Source organism: Citrobacter sp. C348 (assembly GCF_047467975.1).
GTDB lineage: Bacteria > Pseudomonadota > Gammaproteobacteria > Enterobacterales > Enterobacteriaceae > Citrobacter > Citrobacter gillenii.
This window is the reverse complement of the sequence record NZ_JASJUJ010000012.1, coordinates 114,422-134,307: the sequence shown is the minus strand read 5'-3', so window position 1 is coordinate 134,307 and position 19,886 is coordinate 114,422. Positions and strand designations below refer to the sequence as shown.

20 protein-coding genes are annotated in these 19,886 nt (G+C 52.7%); 11 read left to right on the top strand and 9 right to left on the bottom strand.

The window, feature by feature from the left end; translation table 11 throughout:
• Positions 1-30 precede the first annotated feature (30 nt).
• Positions 31-204, bottom strand: a complete 174-nt coding sequence (locus tag QNN86_RS20355; RefSeq protein ID WP_032938222.1) for a hypothetical protein — start codon at positions 202-204, stop codon at positions 31-33.
• Between the two features lie 131 nt (positions 205-335).
• On the opposite strand from QNN86_RS20355, the gene QNN86_RS20350 reads away from it, so the two are divergent.
• The 4 genes from QNN86_RS20350 to rluF all read left to right on the top strand — a co-directional run bounded on the left by QNN86_RS20350 (position 336) and on the right by rluF (position 2,534).
• On the top strand, positions 336-701 hold the full coding sequence (locus tag QNN86_RS20350) for a hypothetical protein (RefSeq protein ID WP_181618085.1): 366 nt from the start codon (positions 336-338) through the stop codon (positions 699-701).
• Between the two features lie 96 nt (positions 702-797).
• Entirely contained in the window at positions 798-1,091 is a 294-nt protein-coding gene (locus tag QNN86_RS20345; RefSeq protein WP_135912738.1) for a type II toxin-antitoxin system CcdA family antitoxin, read from the top strand.
• The gene (locus QNN86_RS20340; RefSeq protein ID WP_181618083.1) at positions 1,091-1,408 is read left to right on the top strand and encodes a CcdB family protein; all 318 of its coding nucleotides are present in this window, start codon (positions 1,091-1,093) and stop codon (positions 1,406-1,408) included. The genes QNN86_RS20345 and QNN86_RS20340 overlap by 1 nt, the downstream gene beginning before the upstream one ends.
• Before the next feature lie 250 nt (positions 1,409-1,658).
• Positions 1,659-2,534 carry a 23S rRNA pseudouridine(2604) synthase RluF gene (gene rluF / locus QNN86_RS20335; RefSeq protein WP_181618082.1) on the top strand — a complete coding sequence of 292 codons (876 nt, stop codon included), beginning with the start codon at positions 1,659-1,661 and terminating at the stop codon, positions 2,532-2,534.
• Here the strand turns inward: rluF and QNN86_RS20330 are convergent.
• From QNN86_RS20330 to rtcR, 7 genes are all read right to left on the bottom strand, one after another.
• On the bottom strand, positions 2,531-2,803 hold the full coding sequence (locus QNN86_RS20330; protein WP_096758747.1) for a DUF3811 domain-containing protein: 273 nt from the start codon (positions 2,801-2,803) through the stop codon (positions 2,531-2,533). The two genes, rluF and QNN86_RS20330, sit on opposite strands and share 4 nt — an antisense overlap.
• A 73-nt stretch (positions 2,804-2,876) precedes the next feature.
• Entirely contained in the window at positions 2,877-3,635 is a 759-nt protein-coding gene (locus tag QNN86_RS20325; protein ID WP_181619525.1) for a DeoR/GlpR family DNA-binding transcription regulator, read from the bottom strand.
• Positions 3,622-4,485 (bottom strand): Cof-type HAD-IIB family hydrolase, encoded by an 864-nt coding sequence (locus QNN86_RS20320; protein WP_181618081.1) that lies wholly within the window; start codon positions 4,483-4,485, stop codon positions 3,622-3,624. The genes QNN86_RS20325 and QNN86_RS20320 overlap by 14 nt, the downstream gene beginning before the upstream one ends.
• 19 nt (positions 4,486-4,504) lie before the next feature.
• Positions 4,505-5,344, bottom strand: a complete 840-nt coding sequence (locus tag QNN86_RS20315; RefSeq protein ID WP_181618080.1) for a histidine biosynthesis protein — start codon at positions 5,342-5,344, stop codon at positions 4,505-4,507.
• 27 nt (positions 5,345-5,371) lie between these two features.
• Positions 5,372-6,958, bottom strand: a complete 1,587-nt coding sequence (locus tag QNN86_RS20310) for a PTS sugar transporter (protein ID WP_181618079.1) — start codon at positions 6,956-6,958, stop codon at positions 5,372-5,374.
• A 254-nt stretch (positions 6,959-7,212) separates the two neighbouring features.
• A complete protein-coding gene (gene panS, locus QNN86_RS20305; protein WP_414212288.1) occupies positions 7,213-8,139 on the bottom strand; it encodes a ketopantoate/pantoate/pantothenate transporter PanS in 927 nt (308 codons plus the stop codon).
• Between the two features lie 111 nt (positions 8,140-8,250).
• Positions 8,251-9,831 carry an RNA repair transcriptional activator RtcR gene (rtcR, locus tag QNN86_RS20300; protein ID WP_181618078.1) on the bottom strand — a complete coding sequence of 527 codons (1,581 nt, stop codon included), beginning with the start codon at positions 9,829-9,831 and terminating at the stop codon, positions 8,251-8,253.
• Between the two features lie 452 nt (positions 9,832-10,283).
• On the opposite strand from rtcR, the gene QNN86_RS20295 reads away from it, so the two are divergent.
• Both QNN86_RS20295 and QNN86_RS20290 read left to right on the top strand, forming a co-directional pair.
• Positions 10,284-11,411 (top strand): slipin family protein, encoded by a 1,128-nt coding sequence (locus QNN86_RS20295; protein ID WP_153880510.1) that lies wholly within the window; start codon positions 10,284-10,286, stop codon positions 11,409-11,411.
• A 5-nt stretch (positions 11,412-11,416) separates the two neighbouring features.
• On the top strand, positions 11,417-12,202 hold the full coding sequence (locus QNN86_RS20290; RefSeq protein ID WP_181618077.1) for a nucleotidyltransferase domain-containing protein: 786 nt from the start codon (positions 11,417-11,419) through the stop codon (positions 12,200-12,202).
• 92 nt (positions 12,203-12,294) lie between these two features.
• On the opposite strand, the gene lysC is transcribed toward QNN86_RS20290, so the two are convergent.
• Positions 12,295-13,644, bottom strand: coding sequence for a lysine-sensitive aspartokinase 3 (gene lysC / locus QNN86_RS20285; RefSeq protein WP_181517660.1), 1,350 nt, complete (start codon positions 13,642-13,644; stop codon positions 12,295-12,297).
• Between the two features lie 283 nt (positions 13,645-13,927).
• On the opposite strand from lysC, the gene pgi reads away from it, so the two are divergent.
• The 5 genes from pgi to QNN86_RS20260 all read left to right on the top strand — a co-directional run bounded on the left by pgi (position 13,928) and on the right by QNN86_RS20260 (position 19,847).
• Complete coding sequence (pgi, locus tag QNN86_RS20280; RefSeq protein ID WP_414212287.1) at positions 13,928-15,574, top strand: glucose-6-phosphate isomerase; 1,647 nt, start codon at positions 13,928-13,930, stop codon at positions 15,572-15,574.
• A gap of 469 nt (positions 15,575-16,043) precedes the next feature.
• Positions 16,044-16,286 (top strand): exopolysaccharide production protein YjbE, encoded by a 243-nt coding sequence (gene yjbE, locus QNN86_RS20275; protein ID WP_414212286.1) that lies wholly within the window; start codon positions 16,044-16,046, stop codon positions 16,284-16,286.
• 92 nt (positions 16,287-16,378) lie between these two features.
• Complete coding sequence (locus tag QNN86_RS20270; RefSeq protein ID WP_414212285.1) at positions 16,379-17,017, top strand: YjbF family lipoprotein; 639 nt, start codon at positions 16,379-16,381, stop codon at positions 17,015-17,017.
• The gene (locus QNN86_RS20265; RefSeq protein ID WP_181618073.1) at positions 17,014-17,751 is read left to right on the top strand and encodes a capsule biosynthesis GfcC family protein; all 738 of its coding nucleotides are present in this window, start codon (positions 17,014-17,016) and stop codon (positions 17,749-17,751) included. The genes QNN86_RS20270 and QNN86_RS20265 overlap by 4 nt, the downstream gene beginning before the upstream one ends.
• Positions 17,751-19,847 (top strand): YjbH domain-containing protein, encoded by a 2,097-nt coding sequence (locus tag QNN86_RS20260; protein ID WP_174361432.1) that lies wholly within the window; start codon positions 17,751-17,753, stop codon positions 19,845-19,847. Before QNN86_RS20265 ends, QNN86_RS20260 begins: the two co-directional genes overlap by 1 nt.
• Positions 19,848-19,886: the final 39 nt, after the last annotated feature.

Here is a 19,886-nt window from a genome sequence, read left to right as displayed (position 1 = left end):
CTACAGAAAAACGATACCAAGCACTGCCACTTACACTTCAATCCCTTTCTGCTTCAGCTCTTTCCTGATAATGCGCTTAATCCATGCGGATATTGAAGCATCACCATCCATTGAAAGTGCTTTCTGGATCCCTGCTTCCAGTTCCGGCTCGACACGTAACGCGATTTGTTTGTTACCTTTCTTTTTAAATTCCACTGTTGACATGTGTCTGACACCTGACTTACATTGATGGTCGTAAGACAAGTGTAAGTCAATTGTCTTACAGAAACAACGAAGCCCGGCAGTGCGCGAACACATACCGAGCTTCTCACCACAACATTATACGAGGTAATGCTATGGCTGATGCTAATAGTACCACTAACGCCTGTTCCGCGTCTTTTTCTCCTGTTTCGCAGGCTGACCTGCTTCATTTTCCTCTTGCCGAGGCGTTCCGCCATCTTGATTGTAGCCATCTCACCACCGAAGAAAATCTGGTGCTGTCGTTTGGCTGCGAAGAGGCGCTGGCAGGGTTGTACCAGACGCTGAATTTTATGGGCGATAGCCTGCTGACTATGGCGGGTGAAGGTCAGGAACATTTTGCGTATGAAAGCGTATGTCAGTTAGGACACAGTCTGGTGAACATCAGCCAGTTGATTCCTGCACTGGCACAGCTGGAAGCGAAAGCGGACCAGCAGCTGTTTGCTCGCGATCCCCTAAACTAATCTGGAAAGCGCCTCGCAGACTTCTTCTTCGGGGCGTGACAGGTCTGTGCAACCACCCTACTGTGACATGATGATTTGCTGGTTGGGGAATAGAATATGCTCGCTTATTACGCTAACCTTAGGTATGTCATGCGCATTACTATGGGGGTTATCATGCGCACTGTATCTAAGGTAAAAAAATCAGTTAATGTCTCTCTGGCTCCAGAGATACTGGAAGAGGCACGTAAGCTTAAAATCAATCTGTCAGCTGTTTTAACCGAAGCCCTAATCGAAAAATTTCGTGAGAACAGACGCGAAGAATGGTTGCGGGATAATAAAAAATCGATAGAAGTATTAAATCAATGGGTGGAAGAAAACGGTTCGTTCAGTGATTTTCAAAGGACATTCTGATGGAGCAGTATTGCGCTTATGAGAACACGGGAAGTGGAAAAGGTGTTTATCCGTTTTTAATTAGCTTACAGCATCCGGTGGCCGCTGTTTTGCAGCATGTACTGGTTGCACCCGTTATAGCGCTCAGTCAGTTCCCCGACGAAGTACCGCCAGCTAAAATTTGTCCTGTTGTTAACATTGGTGGGCAAGCCTATGTGGTGATGACGCACATGATGACAGGTATCCCTGTGAAGAACATGGGTAACTGTGTGGGAGAGCTGACCGCAAACAGGGCTGAACTTCGCGATGCGATTGATTTTCTGATTAACGGTTATTAGAGCACAATGACGGGGCTGATGATGTTGAAAGGCGTGACAGATCGCAAATAGTGTCGGGACTGGCGTTCACGATTATTTTTATCCCCCGCAAGGTAGGGTATATTTCGCTTTTAATACACAAGATCATTCAAGCTGTATCAAGGCGGCAAGGGAGCGAATCCCTGGGAGCATAGAGTGCTATGTGACCTGGGTGAGTGAGAGCAGCCAACGCAGAAACAGCTTGAAGGATGACGTGTATACAGGAGAAATTATGCTGCCCGACTCATCCATCCGATTAAACAAATACATCAGTGAAAGCGGAATCTGCTCGCGTCGCGAGGCGGATCGCTTTATCGAACAAGGGAATGTCTTCCTGAATGGCAAACGCGCCACCATTGGCGATCAGGTGATGCCTGGCGACGTCGTAAAAGTAAATGGTCGGTTGATTGAGCCGCGTGAAGCGGAAGATCTGGTTTTTATCGCGCTGAACAAACCGGTCGGTATTGTCAGCACCACTGAAGACGGTGAGCGCGATAACATCGTTGATTTTGTTAACCACAGTAAACGCGTGTTCCCAATTGGCCGTCTGGACAAAGATTCCCAGGGGCTGATCTTTCTCACTAACCACGGCGACCTGGTGAATAAAATCTTGCGTGCCGGTAACGATCACGAAAAAGAGTATCTGGTGACGGTTGATAAACCCGTCACTGATGACTTTATTCGTGGCATGGGGGCGGGCGTACCCATTCTCGGTACCGTCACCAAAAAATGTAAGGTCAGGAAAGAGGCACCGTTTGTCTTCCGTATCACCTTGGTGCAGGGCCTGAACCGTCAGATCCGTCGGATGTGCGAACACTTTGGTTATGACGTGGTAAAACTTGAACGTACGCGGATCATGAACATTGGCTTGTCTGGTTTGCCGCTGGGTGAATGGCGTGACCTGACCGATGACGAGCTGATCGATCTGTTCAAGTTGATTGAAAACTCTTCCTCGGAAGCGAAGCCAAAGCCGAAAGCGAAGCCAAAAACCGCAGGCATTAAGCGCCCGGTGGTGAAAATAGAAAAATCTGCTGAGAAAGAGAAAGCGCGCCCGGCGTCTAACGGTAAACGTTTTGCTCAGCCGGGGCGTAAGAAGAAAGGGCGTTAACGTCTGCCGCGGGTTGGCGTATTCGCTGACCAGGAAAACGAGGATTCTGCATCCGGTTTATAAGCCTGCTTTTTCTTTAGCTGGCGGGCTTTTTTAGCTTCAGCTTCGCGCTGCAGCATCAGCTTATCAATGTACTCTTTCTTAATGCTGTTGGTCTCTGCGTTGGTCAGCAGTCGACCGTGTGCAATACGCGCGCGGTCGAGCAGCGTTTTCAGTTCGCGCTGTTCGCGCTCGGTCATCTCTTTTTGGGTAATGCGGGGGAGTGCCATACGGTTGCCCTCAGTTTGCCGATTAACTCAGTGTACGGTAATCCTGGGCTGGCTGATAGCGTAATGCGTTGCATCATTCAGCAATACACAATTTTCCACCGAAATCCTGCTGAGTATAACCCGTTGTTTTGAATCCTTTATCGGTGATGATGTTATCGATTTCTTTTAAGGTAGCGATACACATCACCCCATCCTGACCAAATTTAGTATGGTCGGCCAGTATCACCGATTTTTTGCTCATGGCAATCATCGACTTCGCAACGTACGCTTCATCAAAGCTTTTCACCAGTACACCGTGTTGAGGCGAGATTCCACCAGCGCCGATGAAGCAGAGATCGGCGTGAATGGCATTAATTTGCTGACAAACCGAGACGCCGAGGTTAGCGCGAAAATGGTAATCATATTCGCCACCCAATACATAAACGCGAGCCTGAAGATTATTCTCTTTGATTTTATCGGCAATTAACGCAGAGTTGGTAATAACAGAATAGGCCAATGGAGGTAATTGTGCGGCCAGAATAAGATTGGTTGTACAGGAGTCGATAAATAGGGTGTCGTGCTCGCTAACCATTCCGGCGGCAAGTCTACCAATTGCCATTTTTTCTTCGCGGTGTATATCTATCCGCGCGCCAAACTCGTCTTCCTGAACAACCTGTTTTTTGACCGCACCGCCGTGGATCTTGGTAATTTGCCCTTCGGACTCCAGGATGGAGAGGTCGCGGCGAATGGTCTCTGATGTGACTTTTAACGTTTCCGATAATTTGATAACCGTCACTTCACCGAATTTGCTTAATTCATCAAGAATATGTTTTCTTCTTTTAATCGGGTTCATCATTTTCCGCCAGCATCGTGCTTTGGCGCATGGTAACTGGATGTGCAGAGCAACGCAACCACTCCAGGGCACAGACAATACCCTCATCATCATTAGAGGCCGTCACATAGCTGGCCTGCTGTTTTACCACATCAGGTGCATTGCCCATTGCGATACCGATGCCGGCAGAGGCAAACATACTGATATCATTCTGCTGATCGCCAATCGCAACAACCTTTTCAGTAGATATATTCAGCTGTTGAATTAACTTGTTTATTGCATAACCTTTATTTATCTCGTCACGCTGAATATCAATATAATTCCCACCGGTGATTGTCGCGGTATAGCCATAAGGCAATCTATTATTCACTTCGGTATAAAGTGCATTTATTTTAGATTGTGCTGCTACCAACGTGATTTTATAAATATCATGACGATTAAAGATATTCCCTGGTGCAGCTGCAATAAGTGGTAGTTCAAATAAGTCCGCCTCATAAGTCGTCCATGGTGCAATGAGTCGATCATAACGGTGATAAATAGCCTCCGCGCTAAAGAAATGGTGAGGATAGCGGGCAAGTGAAATATGTCGGTCAATATCCCGAAGATTCATACAGGATAGCGCGGAGGAATGAATAATACGTTGCTGCGCCATCTCAAGGATTTGACCCCCGTTGAATCCGGCGCACCAGCCAAAAAGTCCGTCAGCATGCTGCTGCTGTAACAGACTGACTATTGAGGAAACCGGTCTGGCGGAACAGGCGGCCAGCAGGCCACCGCGCTGGTGGAACTCAACTAATGCCTGACGTGTGCGTGGACTGATTGTCTTTTGCGATGTCAGTAATGTTCCATCCAGATCGGTGACCAGCAACATATTTCTTTTCTCCGTGGTATCAATGAGTAATAAACGGCGTGACGGCCTCTTTAGCGGCGTTGCAGACCATATTGTCGATGGCCGTACCGACGACCAGAATATTGACGCCGGTATCCTTAAACGCTTTGGCATTGGCGAGGTTTATGCCACCTTCTGCCAGTGTCGGGACATCTACTGCGGCGACCAGCGCCTGCAGGCGATCTTTAATCGCCTGCGGAATATCGCCCGCGGCCACGCCTTCATAGCTCATGCCGGTCATCAGACCGATCATATCGACACCAACCTCCTGCATTCGCTTCGCCACGCTGGCGACCTCTTCCGGCGTGCGCGCAGGGATACCAAAGGTATGCAGATCATCCGGATGGCCAATATAAGCATCAACAGTCAGGCCATACTGATGGGCGAGATTGACGATGTCCTGCAGATCATCCCAGTCGGATTTGTGAGTGTGTAAACCGTCGGCTCCCGCACGGGCAATCTCCAGAATCTCCGTTTCGCTAAGCTGCACTGGCAGCGTTTCGGTAAAGCCGCCTGCGATACCGACAGTAATGAAGATGTCGTCAGGCACCACATTACGCACGCCGTGTACCGCTTCAGCCATCTGGCTATTGGTGATTTCGTGGCGAATTTGTTCCGCCGCGTGCATGTTACTCACTCCTTTATGACCACGCGCCAGTGCCAGTGCGGGATGGTTCGGTTCGAGCAGCTTAACGCCCGCCTCACATACTGCTTTCGCCAGACGCGCATCGTCGCCGGTTATCCCTGTGCTGAGGATGGTTTGCCCGCCGTGCAGCGTGATGGCATCTTTCACTTTCTGTAACGCTTTAGCGCGTTTTTTATTCATATCGCCTTTAAACATGGTGTACCTCTGGTGTTGGTGCATTAATTACTGGACTGACGCTGCGGATTCTTTCTGGGCGACAGCCTTAAAACGGTTGGCAATAATGGTGGAAATACAGGTCAATGCCATGACGGTCACCATCACAATCGCCATCTGTAACGCATTGCTGGATAAAAACGGGGAAGCAAAAGCAGGGACATAAGCCACGCCTTTGACGTTAAAGAAACCGAGCATCATGCCGCCCAGGCCAGCCCAGACGATGGCTGAACCAAAGACAATTTTGTTGGCAAACATGAAGGGGTAGGCCGATTCAACAAAGGTCCCAAAACCCAGATTAATGAGCAAACCGGGTGTGGCGACGGCGGCTTCACTTTTTTCTCGTGGGGCGATGACGTTGGCGAGGTTAATTCCGGCAGCGACCATTACCAGACCCACCATATCGACTGCGCCGAGGAAGCTGACGCCGGATTTTTCCATCTCCAGCAGTACCAGCGGCAGGATGACCGCGTGGTAGACACCGCCCAGGATGGCTGGCCAGATAACCAGACCCGCCAACAGCCCGGCAAGAATAGGGCTGAATGCCAGCGTGCTTTCGATAGCCAGTTTGATGTAATTACCTGCAGACAACGCCAGCGGGCTTAACAGGTAGTGCATGATCAATCCGGCGGCAAGGCCCGAGATCCCGCCGGCAACAATGTTGACGGTGGTCATCGGGAAGCGCCAGTTCAGGCACAACTCAAACAGCCAGCGAACGAAAATACCGGCCATCAGACCGCCGATAATCCCGCCGATCAAACCGCCTTCAACGGAGAGCACCCCGGCGACTACCCCGGCAACAATAGAGACTTCATCCAGCTCAGAGATCTGTTTGGCGGCGAGAACGGCAACTAAAACAGGCAGCCCCTTCAGCAGAATCTCAAAGATATCATTGAGTTTTTCCAGTCCCGGAATGTGGCTCAGCGCGAGCACGATAGCCATGGCGATAAAGCCCGGCAAGGCAGGAATCATGATGCTACGAATATTAAAGCGCTTGAGCAGACTTTTCCCTGAACCACCCTGTGAAGGAGAGGCGCTACCCAACTGGGGTTTGTACTTGATCCCCCAGTGTTTACACAGTGATGCCACGAAGGAAACGGCGCGGGTGCGACTGGTGGTGCCTGTCGTCCCGGAAGTTGCGACCACATTTGCCCCTTTTGCCGCCACCAGCGCCATTGATGTACCTCCGGTGCCGACAATCGGTGTTTTCATCTCGACGGCGGCGGCGAAGACAGCCTGGTTGGCTTTCACCGGATCGGCGCTCATCACGACGATCCCGTCGATCTCACCGTTGCGGATCATCTCAGCAATGCGGCGATCGCTCTCCACCACTGAGGCGTTCACCTCGGAAAGTTGGCCCTGAAAGATACATTGTGGTTTTTTTTGGTTTTCTGTGGTTAGTGCATAAACGGATGCCGGTGTATGGGGTTTGGCAACGTCCATTGAGGCTTCAGCCGCAATAAACTGTAGAGCGGCAACTTCTACGCCTGCTGCTTCGCACTGCTGGTAAATTTCCTGGAGTAACTTCTCTGGCTCTGCGCCACCCAGGTTGTAGAGGTTGCCTCCACTGCTTCCAATAATCGCAATTTTTTTCATAGCGGCCTCGAAGATAGGGTAAGGGTTTTATCTGTGTTGTAGTGGAATTATATTCCCAACTAAAACAAAATAAATCAACATTTGTAGATGGTGGGATTTTGATGTTTATATGCGTTTTATTATTTAACTTTTTGAAATAAAAAGAATAATTATGGAATTTGTTTTGTGTTGATATTTGTTGTTTTGTGATGGGTGTCAAATGAGAAAGGATAAAATGGAGGATGTCTCCTCCATTCATGAGGGTTAGTGTTGTTTTACCGAGTGGCGTTTCTCAGTATCGTCTTACCGGACCAGTACCCCGCCAGCAGCGAGCCAGACAAGTTATGCCAGACGGAGAACAGCGCGCCGGGCAGTGCCGCCAACGGCCCAAAGTAGATTTTACCCAGCGCTGCTGCCAGCCCTGAGTTCTGCATCCCGACTTCAATGGCCAGCGTGCGGCAGGTGGACTCGTCAAAGCCAAACAGTTTTCCACCCCAGTAACCGCCAAGCAGACCAATGGTGTTATGCAGAATCACCGCGATAATCACCACAAAGCCAACCGACGCAATATGTGACGCGGAACCTGCGACCACCGCGCTGATGATCGCCAGAATGCACACCATGGAAAACGCAGGCAGATACGGCTCCACGGCCTTTACAACTCGTGGGAACAGGTGGTGAATGACCAATCCCAACGCAATCGGAATGACCACGATCTGCAGGATACTCAGCAACATACCCATCACATCTACCTGGATATGCGCATCGACATACAGCCGTGTCAGCAGCGGCGTGGCGACAACGCCCACCAACGTTGAAACGGATGAAATAGTCACAGAAAGCGCAACATCACCTTTTGCCAGATAGATCATCACGTTAGAGGCGGTCCCGCTGGCGACGCTACCGACCAGTACCATACCCGCAGACAGTTCCGGTGGCATATGGAAAGCCAGAGCCAGAAGCCACGCGGCGAGCGGCATCACCAGATAATGCAAGAAAATCCCTGCGGCGACTGGTGCAGGGCGAGAGAGGACGCGTTTAAAATCGTCCACTTTCAGGTGCACGCCCATGCCGAACATAATCAGCATCAGCAGCGACGGCACGAATGGCCCGACAGGTGTAAAAGTGGATGGCGTGTAATACGCAATAACAGAGAGCAGCAGCGCCCATAACGGGAACAGCCGCGTAAGAGTAGCGAGCATGGTGTATTCCTTGCGATTGAAATGTGTTGTGTTGTTATAAACAAGCCGGGATCGAGCCCGGCTATAGTTATTGTTTATCGCGTGATGGAATATTATTCAAACAAATTATGTTCATGTTCCGCTGTGAAGGCTTTCCCAGCTCAGCCCAAAACGGGCCAGATATTTGCGCAGGCGGTCGGCGTCGTTAGGATTGGCTTTCTTCAGCCTGGAAACGGCAAACAGCTCGCGGCCCGCTTCAGACAACGATGCGCTGCGTCGGCAGACGTCGATCACCGTTTCTAACTGACGCTTATCAAACAGGTCAATGTCCAGATCGAATTCCGGCTGTGAATCGGTGAGCTGCCAGCTTTCCTGCAATAACGCGATCTCCTCTTCGACCAGCGCGAGCGTGATGCGCCCCTGTTCGGCCAGCGTCGCCATGCGTGCAACGGATGAACTCAGCTCGCGAAAGTTGCCGCGCCATAGCGCCTTTGGTGAACAGGCGAAAGCCAGATAGCGCTCGCGCGCTTCTTTATCAAAGCGAGTCTGCGCCTGTTTGAGGCTGGAAAAGCGCTGGAGCTCATACTCCACGTTGGGTGCGATATCTTCCCGCCGCTGCGCCAGACCGGGCAGGGCAAAGCGCCACATATTGATGCGCGCGTAGAGATCTTCGCGAAAACGACCTTCTGAAACCCACTGCTGCATATCGCGATGCGTCCCGGCAATCAACTGGAAATCGCTGTGCACCTCTTTGTCGCCACCAAACGGGAAAAAGGTTTTTTCTTCAATCGCTTTCAGCAGCATAGCCTGCTCGTCCAGCCCCAGTTCGGCAATCTCATCGAGAAATAACACCCCTCCGTCAGCCTCGCGCAACAGACCGGTGCGTGGCGTGAGTGCGCCGGTAAACGCGCCTTTGACGTGTCCGAATAATGTCGACATTGCGTTGTCACCGCGCAGGGTGGCGCAGTTAACCGCTACCAGTTTACCGGCCACCAGATGGCGTGACTGGCGTAGCTGAAAAATCCGTTTGGCGAGGAACGATTTCCCCGCACCGGTGGGACCTGTCAGTAGAATCGGATCGGTCGAGCGCAGCGCCACGCGCTCAATACGGTCGATGAGCGTATTAAACGTGGCATTACGGGTATCAATACCGGCTTTCAGGAAGGAGACCGATTGCTGCTGCTCACGCTGAAAGCGGCTGGTCAGCGTGGTATAGCGGCTTAAATCGAGATCGATAACCGAGCAGACACCTGCGGCGACGGCCTCATCAGATGAACCTCGTGGTGCCGGGCTGGATTGCAAAAGGCTGGCCGGCAGATAACGCGCCTCCGTCAGCAGGAACCAACAAATCTGCGCCACGTGTGTGCCGGTGGTGATATGCACCAGATACTCTTCGTTTTCAGTATCAAATGTGTAGTGGGTGGCGAAGTCGAGGAACGCGGCGTAAACCTCCTCAAAATCCCACGGGTCGTTAATGGTCACCGCATGCGGGCGCACCTCGGTATGAGGAGAGAGCAGGGCGACATCTTCAATCAGCCGCTGTGCCATGCTTTCGTCGCGCGGCTGGTGGAGCAGTTCCAGTCTGTCGATGGGGAAATCAGCCTGCTGGCACAGTCCAACCGTAGGGCGCCATTTCTTAAACCGATTCGCCCGTTTTCCGCGCTTATCCAGCACCGTGCCCAGAACGCCAATCACCACCCGCCGCTTTTTCATGCTTTATCCATAAAGATAAATATCGATATTGGAAGATAAAAAAATCTCTGCGCAACGGCAATCATTAATCTGAGGGTTAAAAATAAAAACTATATTAATCAATTGAATAAAAAATAAATTTGATGATTTTTCTTTCTGGCACGCTTCTGGCAATACCTGATACGTCAACAACGCTGAAAACGCAGGGGGTTAAACCCCGCCGGCACGTAAGGAACGGCACAGGCTGTTTTCCCGGGGTGTTCCGTCAGCCGATGACCACCAAGTGGGTTCGATTCCCAATTTCATCCTCCAAATGAAAACTGGTTGTTAATCATAGAAATAAAACGGGTTCGTGCGCAGTCAGCACCGCCCAAAAACAGGCTGCCGGTAATGACGCCGTGCGACAGGCAAAAGGGAATTCCCCTGCCGCTTCGCCCCTGCACCCGCGCCTGACTCACAATAAGGAATACAAAATGATGAAGAAAATCACTATTCGTAAAGGCCAGCTTGGTCTGTTATCCCGCCAGGGTGACTACTACAAGGTGCTGAATGCAGGTGAACACCGTTTGCCGTGGTTTAACACGCCGGATGTTCTGGTGGTAAATGCCGATGGCAGCGATGTTCCTGAGGCGTTGGCGGAGTACCTGCGTCGCTTCCAGCCTGCGTGGGTGGAACAGTACTGTGTGGCGGCAGATTTAACCGATACCGAAGCCGGTGCGCTGTATGTGAACGGCGTCTTGCAGGAAATCTTACCGCCTTCAACCCGTCGTCTGTACTGGCGAGCCGAGGAGGCGTTAACGTTGGTACGCATGGATACGCGTCAGGTTCAGGTCCCAACGGATGTGATGAATGCCGTGTTACAGCCACGCCGTAGCGGTGCGGTAAAGGGTCGTGACGCGATCTTAACGGTGCAGGTTCCGGCCTGGCATGTCGGTGTGCTGAAAATTGATGGTGAGACGCAGGCGCTGTTGCCGCCGGGTCTGAGTGCGTACTGGAAGGTAAATCATCTGGTGGAAGCGGAAGTCGTGGATACCCGCTTACAGGTACTGGAAGTCGGCGGGCAGGAGATCCTGACCAAAGATAAGGTCAACCTGCGTTTGAATCTGGCGGCGAACTGGCGCTACAGCGGCGTATTACAGGCGTTTGGCCAACTGACAAAACCGCTGGATCACTTGTACCGTGAGCTGCAGTTTGCGCTGCGCGAGGCGGTTGGTACCCGAACGCTGGACGAACTGCTGGAAGATAAGCAGGTGATTGATGACGTGGTAAGCACGCAGGTGAAAAACCGCATGACGCCGTTTGGCATTGAGGTTGCTTCGCTGGGCGTGAAAGATATCGTGCTGCCAGGCGATATGAAAACCATCCTGTCGCAGCTGGTGGAGGCCGAAAAATCAGCGCAGGCTAACGTCATTCGTCGACGTGAAGAAACGGCCGCCACGCGCTCGTTGTTGAACACAGCGAAAGTGATGGAAAACAACCCAGTGGCGCTGCGTTTAAAAGAGCTGGAAACCCTCGAGAGAGTGGCGGAGCGTATCGATAAAATCTCGGTATTTGGTGGTCTGGACCAGGTTCTGCACGGTCTGGTGAATATAAAAGGATGAGTAAAATGAGTAATAATGGAGTGAACGCCGCGATGCGCGAACGGGTAGTGCGCCAGCTAAAAAAGGTGGAACAGCGCTATGGCGTGAAGGTGCTGTACGCTTGTGAATCCGGCAGCCGTGGCTGGGGATTCGCCTCTCCGGACAGTGATTACGACGTGCGATTTTTGTACGTTCATCCTCCAGAATGGTATCTGCGGGTGGAAGCGCCGCGTGATGTTATTGAACTGCCCATAGACGATGAACTGGACGTGTGTGGCTGGGAGTGGCGTAAAGCGTTGGGTCTGCTGAAAGGGGCTAACCCGACGCTTATCGAGTGGCTGGATTCGCCGGTGGTTTATCAGCAGGATGACGCGACGGTGTCTGCGTTGAAAGCGCTGGTGCCAAAATGGTTTTCGCCTGTGCGTGCTCGCTGGCACTACTATTCGATGGCGCGAAAAAACTTCCGTGGCTATCTGCAAGGCGATGAAGTGCGACTCAAAAAATACTTCTACGTGCTGCGTCCGTTGCTGGCTGTGCGTTGGGTTGAAGCGGGAAAAGGCGTGCCACCCATGCTCTTTGCCGAACTGTTGGCGGGGAGCGAGCTGGATGCGTCACTGCGTCGGGAGATAGACGACCTGCTGGAGCGCAAACAGCGGGCAGGGGAAGCGGAATATGGGCTGCGTCGCCCGCTGCTGCATGCGTTTATCCGCGAGGAGCTGGCGCGAGGCGAAACGCCACCGGTGTTACCGGATAGCCGGGAAGGCGATGTCAGGGAACTGGACCGACTGTTATATGAGACAGTGATGTCATGACCGTGTTGCCCGATGGTATTGCCGCTTATCGGGCCTACGAATTCCCCGTAGGCCCGATAAGACATTTTGCCGCATCCGGCATCAGGCTTATATCACTCAAACAAATTATGATGCAGTTTCTGGACGACCTGCTCGGCTTCGCTGCCCGGCACCAGGAAGCACAGATTATGGCTGGATGCGCCGTAGCAAATCATGCGGATGTTGAACGGTTCCAGCACGCCGAACACCTCTTTTCCCACGCCGCAGGCTTTAGACAGGTCGTTCCCGATCAGGGCGACCAATGCCAAACCTTCTTCTACCTCGACCCGGCACAGCGCAGACAGCTCCATCAGCAGGGATTGTGTGAGCAGCGTATCGCCGGTGGACGTTGAACCGGTGGTATCCAGCGTCAGTGCGACGCTGACTTCGGAGGTGGTTATCAAATCTACCGAGATATTGTGGCGCGCCAGGATGCCGAACACTTCCGCTAAAAACCCGCGAGAATGCAGCATATTCAGGCTATGCAGCGTCAGCAGCGTTTGCTTACGACGCAGTGCCAGTGCGCGAAATAGCGGTGGATTCTCGGTTTTATTACACACCAGCGTGCCGCCCGCTTTGGGGTCTTTGCTGGAGCCGACAAACACCGGAATATCGCTACGCACGGCAGGGAGCAGCGTCGCCGGGTGCAGGACTTTTGCGCCGAAGGTCGCCAGTTCTGCGGCCTCTTCAAAGGCAATTTCATCAATGCGTTTTGCGGCTGGCACCACGCGCGGGTCGGTCGTGTAAATGCCTGGTACATCGGTCCAGATATCGACGCGTGCGGCGTGCAGGGCTTCTGCCAGCAAGGCGGCGGTATAGTCGCTGCCGCCGCGCCCCAGGGTGGTAGTGCGGCCTTTGCTTTCGCTGCCGATAAAGCCCTGGGTGATCACCAGACCTTCTTCAAGGCGCGGTGCCAGCTGCAGCGTGGCCAGTTCAGACAGCGCCACGACATCTGGTTCTGCGCGACCAAAACGATCGTTGGTACGCATCACTTTACGCACGTCAAACCACTGCGCCTGAACATTACGCTCGCGCAGGATTTCGACAAACAGCAGGGTGGACATCAGTTCACCGTGGCTGACCAGTTCGTCAGTCAGCGCGGTTGAGGTCGCCAGCGAAGCCGCTTCCGCCAGCGTGGTGATATTTTCCAGCAGACGTTCGATCTCTTCGCGGATCACGTTTGGATAACGCAAACGCTCCAGAATATCGAACTGGATCTGACGAATAGCGTCGAGTTTCTCGAAGCGTTCAGCTGCCTCCAGCCCTTCAGCCAAAGCGACCAGCAGGTTAGTAATACCCGCTGAAGCGGAAAGCACCACTAAACGGACGTTAGCATCGGAAAGCACCACATCAGCGCTGCGGTTCATGGCGTCGAAATCCGCGACGCTGGTACCGCCAAACTTGGAGACAACTACATCAGTCATAACTACCTCGTGTCAGGGAATGAATAGAGCGACCATGGCACAAGGGCAGAACGGAAACCGGTGCAGGCGCAAATACCGTATTTATAAATAAAAGGTGTGAGGGATACTGTCAATGCTGGGATTATGCGGATTTTTCATGCTGCTGTAGCCCTGAGTAACCGAGCTTATAATTACCTGTGTTTGATGGACGCCAGGACAACGGCACTAAAACAATCACACTTTTCTGTGACTGGCGTTACAATCGATCTCAGTCACAATTCTCAAAATCAGAAGAGTATTGCTAATGAAAAACATCAATCCAACGCAGACCTCAGCCTGGCAGGCACTACAAAAACACTTTGAAGAAATGAAAGACGTTACGATCGCGGACCTGTTCGCGAAAGATAGCGATCGTTTCGCCAAGTTTTCCGCAACGTTTGACGATTTGATGCTGGTGGATTTTTCCAAAAACCGCATCACCGAAGAAACGCTGGCGAAACTGCAGGACCTGGCAAAAGAGACCGACCTGAGCGGTGCTATCAAGTCCATGTTCTCCGGTGAGAAGATCAACCGTACGGAAGATCGTGCGGTGCTGCATGTGGCGCTGCGCAACCGTAGCAATACCCCGATCATCGTGGACGGCAAAGATGTGATGCCGGAAGTGAATGCGGTGCTGGAGAAGATGAAATCCTTCTCTGAAGCGATTATCTCCGGCAGCTGGAAAGGCTACACCGGCAAAGCGATTACGGATGTGGTGAACATCGGTATCGGTGGCTCCGACCTCGGTCCGTTCATGGTGACCGAAGCGCTGCGTCCGTACAAAAATCACCTGAATATGCACTTTGTGTCTAACGTCGATGGTACACACATCGCCGAAGTACTGAAGAAAGTGAACCCGGAAACCACGTTGTTCCTGGTCGCCTCTAAAACCTTCACCACCCAGGAAACCATGACCAACGCCCACAGCGCGCGCGACTGGTTCCTGGCGACCGCTGGTGATGAAAAACACGTGGCGAAACACTTTGCGGCGCTGTCCACCAATGCGAAAGCAGTCGGTGAGTTCGGTATCGATACGGCCAATATGTTCGAGTTCTGGGACTGGGTTGGCGGTCGTTATTCTCTGTGGTCAGCGATTGGTCTGTCGATCATCCTGTCCGTGGGCTACGACAACTTCGTTGAACTGCTGTCCGGCGCGCACGCCATGGATAAACATTTCTCCACTACCCCAGCGGAGAAAAACCTGCCGGTACTGCTGGCGCTGATCGGTATCTGGTACAACAACTTCTATGGTGCCGAAACCGAAGCCATCCTGCCGTACGACCAGTATATGCACCGCTTTGCGGCCTACTTCCAGCAGGGCAACATGGAATCCAACGGTAAATACGTTGACCGTAACGGCAATGCGGTGGATTACCAGACTGGCCCAATCATCTGGGGTGAGCCGGGGACTAACGGTCAGCACGCGTTCTATCAGCTGATCCACCAGGGGACCAAAATGGTGCCGTGCGATTTCATCGCCCCGGCTATCACGCATAACCCGCTGTCTGACCACCATCCTAAGCTGCTGTCTAACTTCTTCGCCCAGACCGAAGCGCTGGCGTTTGGCAAGTCTCGTGAAGTGGTTGAACAAGAATACCGCGACCAGGGTAAAGATCCGGCCCAGCTTGACCACGTAGTGCCGTTCAAAGTGTTCGAAGGCAACCGTCCGACTAACTCCATCTTGCTGCGCGAAATCACTCCGTACAGCCTGGGTGCGCTGATTGCGCTGTATGAGCATAAAATCTTTACTCAGGGCGTTATCCTGAACATCTTCACCTTCGACCAGTGGGGCGTAGAGCTGGGTAAACAGCTGGCTAACCGCATTCTGCCTGAGTTGAACGATGATCGAGAGATCAACAGCCATGATTGCTCGACTAACGGTTTGATTAACCGTTATAAGTCCTGGCGTTAATCAGCTTCTTCCTTCGAACCGCAGCGGTGTTGGCTGCGTTCGTTAACCCCGGTCACATAGTAATCTATGCTCCCGGGGATTAACGATCTTGCCGCCTTGCTGCAATTCGAATGAATTTGCTGATTACTTATAAAAAAAGCCGATATTAATATCGGCTTTTTTATAAGATAATTTATCTTGTCTTCCTCATTACATGGGATTTAATTGAGTTTAATCCTAAAATAATTATACCACGTTAGATTTAACACAATGATTTTCAGATTTTACGGATATTGCATTATTTATGTATTTATTTCATGTGATTGATTTATATTGATTTATGTATTTTTTATTAATAATAACCCCCGCTTTTATCTAATTATCCTAAATTCCTGCGCGGCGTAATTTACACACTTTCGGTTGTGTATACTCGATCTCGCCCGAAATTCTTTTGGGTAAATCTCCATTCATACAATGAAGGGATATTGTGATGAGAAAAGTACTGTATGGCCTGTTGGCTATATCTGCGCTTGCGACGACCTCTGTCTATGCTGCCCCCGTTCAGGTGGGGGAGGCGGCAGGGTCGGCAGCCGCGTCGGTTTCGGCAGGAAGCTCCTCCGCAACCAGCGTGAGCACCGTAAGCTCCGCGGTGGGGGTCGCCCTGGCGGCAACCGGCGGAGATGACGGTTCTAATACCGGAACCACCACCACAACCACCACCAGTACCCAGTAATACCGGTACGTTTAATTCTAACCACACTTCGGTGTGGTTATTTGTAGGCCGGGGTAAGCGTAGCGCACCCGGCAATAATGTGGAGAAGCGTCGTGAAGCGACCCGCGCTCATATTGGTTTGTCTGTTATTACAGGCGTGTTCAGCTACCACCGAAGGGCTGGGTCATTCGCTGTGGCAAAGCGTGTTGGGTACTCCCGGCGTACAGATGACGGATGATGATATCCACAACATGCCCTACGCCAGCCAGTACATGCAGCTTAACGGCGGTCCGCAGCTGTTTGTGGCGCTCGCTTTCGATGAAAACGGGCAGCAGAAATGGGTCACCCAGGACCAGGCCATGCTCGTGACGCAACACGGGCGTCTGGTGAAAACGCTGCTGGGCGGAGACAACCTGATCGCGGTGAATAATCTGGCGGCGGACCCGCTTATCAAACCAAACCAGATTGTTGATGGCGTCACCTGGACCCGCACGATGGGCTGGACCGAGCATAAGCAGGTGCGCTACGCCACCGCCCGTTCGGTCTTCAGATGGGACGGCACTGACAGCATTCGGGTTGCCAGCGAAGATACCCCGGTACGCGTGCTGGACGAAGAAGTCACCACCGATCGGACTCGCTGGCATAACCGTTACTGGATCGACAGTGACGGGATGATTCGCCAGTCAGAGCAGTATCTGGGTGCGAATTATTTCCCGGTGAAGACCACGCTGATCAAGGCGGCAAAATCATGATGAAACGAATGATTACCGCGCTGACTTTTAGCCTTTGTGCGGCATCTGTTTTTGCCGCAGGAACGGTAAAAGTGATCACCTCAGGCAGTGCAGAACCGAAAACGCTGACCGGCGCGGAACATCTTATCGATCTGGTGGGTCAACCCACGCTGGCGAATAGCTGGTGGCCCGCGGCGGTGATCGGGGAAGAGCTGGCGACGGTTACCGCGCAGCGCCAGCAACAGGCGCTGTTGGGACGGCTGGCGGCGCTGAGTGCAGAAGAAGGCAGCGACGATGCAGCCGCTATCAACACGCTACGCCAGCAAATTCAGACCCTGAAGGTAACCGGCAGACAGCGGGTGAATCTCGACCCGGACGCGGTGCGGGTGAGTGAACGGGGGAATCCGCCGTTGCAAGGCAACTACACGCTGTGGGTTGGGCCTCAGCCAACGGAAGTCACCCTGTTTGGCGCGATCAATCATCCGGGTAAACAGCCGTTTATGCCAGGGCGTGATATCGCCAGCTATCTCGCCGGACAAAGTCTGCTGAGCGGTGCAGATCGCAGCTATGCGTGGGTGGTCTATCCCGATGGACGCACGCAAAAAGTACCGGTCGCATACTGGAATAAACGTCACGTTGAGCCGATGCCCGGCAGCATCATTTTTGTTGGGCTGTCTGACTCTGTCTGGAGCCGCGCCCCGGATCAAATCAATGCCGACATTCTTCGTACTCTGACCCAGCGGATACCTGAATAATGAGAAAAACTTATCTGCTCAGCCTGCTGGCGCTGGGTATCAGCACGGCCTGCCACGGTGAAACGTACCCTGCGCCGATTGGGCCTTCTCAGTCTGACTTTGGCGGCGTGGGGCTGCTGCAAACGCCAACCGCGCGGATGGCGCGTGAAGGGGAAATGAGCCTCAACTACCGCGATAACGATCAGTACCGTTACTACTCCGCGTCGGTGCAGTTGTTCCCGTGGCTGGAAACGACCTTACGCTATACCGATGTGCGCACCAAAAAATACAGTAGCGTGGAGTCATTTTCAGGCGATCAGACGTATAAAGACAAAGCGTTCGATCTCAAATTGCGATTGTGGGAAGAGAGCTACTGGATGCCGCAGGTCGCGGTTGGCGCACGGGATATCGGCGGAACCGGTCTGTTTGATGCGGAATACATCGTGGCCAACAAAGCCTGGGGGCCGTTTGATTTCTCGCTTGGTCTTGGCTGGGGATATCTTGGTACCAGCGGCAACGTCAGCAACCCGCTGTGCTCGTACAGTGATAAATTCTGCTATCGCGATAACAGCTATAAACAGGCCGGCTCTATCGACGGCAGTCAGATGTTCCACGGCCCGGCGTCACTGTTTGGCGGCGTGGAATACCAGACACCCTGGCAGCCGCTGCGTCTGAAGCTGGAGTATGAAGGCAATAATTACCAGCAGGATTTTGCCGGCAAGCTGGATCAGAAGAGCAAGTTTAACGTCGGCGCCATTTACCGCGTCACCGACTGGGCCGACGTTAACCTCAGCTACGAGCGCGGTAATACCTTCATGTTCGGCGTCACGCTACGCACGAACTTCAACGATCTGCGACCAACGTATAACGACAACGCGCGACCGCAATATCAGCCCCAGCCGCAGGATGCCATCCTGCAACATTCGGTGGTGGCGAATCAGCTCACGCTACTGAAATACAACGCCGGGCTGGCGGATCCGAAACTCCAGGTGCAGGGCGATACGCTGTACGTGACCGGCGAACAGGTGAAATACCGTGACTCGCGGGAAGGGATCGAACGGGCAAATCGGATCGTAATGAACGATCTCCCTGAGGGGATCCGTACGATCCGTATTACGGAAAATCGCCTGAATTTACCGCAAGTCACCACCGAAACAGATGTTGCGAGTCTGCAGGATCATCTGCAAGGTGAGCCGCTGGGCCATGAAACACCGCTGGTGCAAAAGCGCGTGGAGCCCGTGGTGCCGCAGACCACCGAGCAGGGCTGGTATATCGATAAATCACGCTTTGATTTTCATATCGATCCGGTGCTCAACCAGTCGGTGGGCGGCCCGGAAAACTTCTATATGTATCAGTTGGGCGTCATGGGGACGGCAGATCTATGGGTGACAGACCATCTGCTGACGACTGGCAGTCTGTTTGCTAACCTGGCCAATAACTACGACAAGTTTAACTACACCAATCCGCCCAGTGATTCACATTTGCCGCGGGTCCGTACTCACGTGCGTGACTACGTGCAGAACGATGTGTATGTGAATAACCTGCAGGCCAACTACTTCCAGTCACTCGGCAACGGGTTTTACGGACAAGTGTACGGTGGCTATCTGGAAACCATGTTTGGCGGCGCAGGGGCTGAAGTGCTGTACCGTCCACTGGACAGCAATTGGGCGTTTGGCGTTGACGCCAACTATGTGAAGCAGCGTGACTGGCGGAGTGCGCAGGACATGATGAAATTCACCGACTACAGCGTGAAGACCGGACATCTGACGGCGTACTGGAACCCGTCGTTCGCCCAGGATGTACTGGTAAAAGCCAGCGTGGGGCAGTACCTGGCGGGCGATAAAGGCGGGACCCTTGAAATCGCCAAACGCTTCGACAGCGGCGTGGTGGTCGGCGGTTATGCAACTCTCACCGATGCATCACCGGATGAGTATGGGGAAGGTGATTTCACCAAAGGCGTGTATGTCTCCGTGCCGCTGGATCTCTTCTCTTCGGGACCAACCCGCAGCCGTGCGGCAATTGGCTGGACACCGTTGACGCGTGATGGGGGCCAGCAGCTTGGACGTAAGTTCGGTCTGTACGATATGACCAGCGATCGGAGCGAGAATTTCCGCTAATACCTGCTTGCCCGGTGGCGCTACGCTTACCGGGCCTAC